Annotated in this window: 1 protein-coding gene; it reads right to left on the minus strand. The window is 63.2% G+C overall.

Going from position 1 to position 1,357, the window contains the following annotated elements; all coding sequences use genetic code 11:
* Window positions 1-266: 266 nt before the first annotated feature.
* Complete coding sequence (locus EWE75_RS24595; RefSeq protein ID WP_130160633.1) at window positions 267-1,289, minus strand: IS110 family RNA-guided transposase; 1,023 nt, start codon at window positions 1,287-1,289, stop codon at window positions 267-269.
* Between the last annotated feature and the right edge of the window lie 68 nt (window positions 1,290-1,357).

The following is a 1,357-nucleotide window of genomic DNA, read 5'->3' on the forward strand; positions in this document are numbered from 1 at the left end:
CCCATGTGTGGACGGCCCTCCGTTGGCAAGGGACATATTGAGCATCGCATTGCTGGTTGGTGCGGCCATGTGTCCGACCTGTTGGTGCGGCACATAGCACCGCTGGCCGTAATGCCATTCGCGCGTCTCGGGTCCCGATCACTTGCACGCACTCGAGGTGCTTGGGCGGATGTGGGTTTTCCCGATCCGGCGGTTTCAACCGGCTTGATGCATCAGCTCTTGTCTGCCCTTTCCAACCTCTTTGACGCGGACTCCCGCGCCGATCTTTATGCGACCTGCGGCTCGCGATAGCGTTCGCCGCTGGCCATCATCGCCCAGATCATGCGGGCGTTCCTGTTCGCGAGCGCGACCGCTGCAACCTTGGCCTTGCGGCGCGCGAGCAGTTGCACGAGCCATGGCCGCTTCGTTCCATTGCGTTCGGCATAGCGCACGACCGCCATTGCACCCACGATCAGCATCTGGCGCAGATAGCGATGGCCCGCCTTAGTGATGCCGCCGAGCCGCTCCTTGCCGCCGCTGGAGTTCTGCCGTGGCACCAGCCCGATCCAGGCGGCAAGGTTACGCCCCGAGTGGAAGATCGCAGGGTCGGGCACGGTGGCAACGATGGCACTGGCGAGCAGCGGGCCGACGCCCGGTATCTCCATCAGCCTACGGCCAAGCTCGGTCTCGCGTGCGCTTGCCATGATCCTACGGTCGTTCTCGAGGATCTGCTGCTTCACGATATTCAACTGGGCGACCAGCATCTCCAGGCACATCCGCGCATCGATCGGCACGCGCTCATCAGCCGTGTCAGCGATGACGCCGACAAGCTGATCGATCCCGTTCCTGCCGATCGGCGCTACGATCCCGAACTCGGCTAGGTGCGCCCGCAACGCGTTCGATAGCTGCGTTCGCTGCCGGCTGAGGATCAGGCGAACACGGTGCAACATCATCGCGCTCTGCTGCTCGGGCGACTTGATCCCGACGAAGCGCATGGTCGGTCGTGTCACCGCCTCACAGATTGCCTCGGCGTCGGCCGCATCGTTCTTGCCGCGCTTGACGTATGGCTTCACATACTGTGCCGGCATCAACTTTACATCGTGGCCCAGCGCAACAAGCTCGCGCGCCCAGTAATGCGATGAGGCGCACGCCTCGATGCCAACCAGGCACCGCGGCAGCTTGGCGAAGAACTTCAACATGCGCCCCCGCGTCAGTCGCTGCCGAAGCACCGCCGCGCCCTCCGCATCAACGCCGTGCACCTGAAACACGTTCTTCGCGAGATCCAAACCAATCGTCGTTACGTTCCCCATCGTGGCTCTCCTTCCGACTCATCCGCAGATCATCCTGCGGAAGGGGTGGAGAGCCGTCCACGTCATCA

The sequence above is a fragment of the Sphingomonas populi genome (assembly GCF_004208535.1).
Taxonomy (GTDB): domain Bacteria; phylum Pseudomonadota; class Alphaproteobacteria; order Sphingomonadales; family Sphingomonadaceae; genus Sphingomonas; species Sphingomonas populi.

Bases quoted from the DNA above. Each gene is read 5' to 3' on its own strand.
- EWE75_RS24595 (WP_130160633.1), bottom strand. From the start codon at position 1,289: ATGGGGAACGTAACGACGATTGGTTTGGATCTCGCGAAGAACGTGTTT.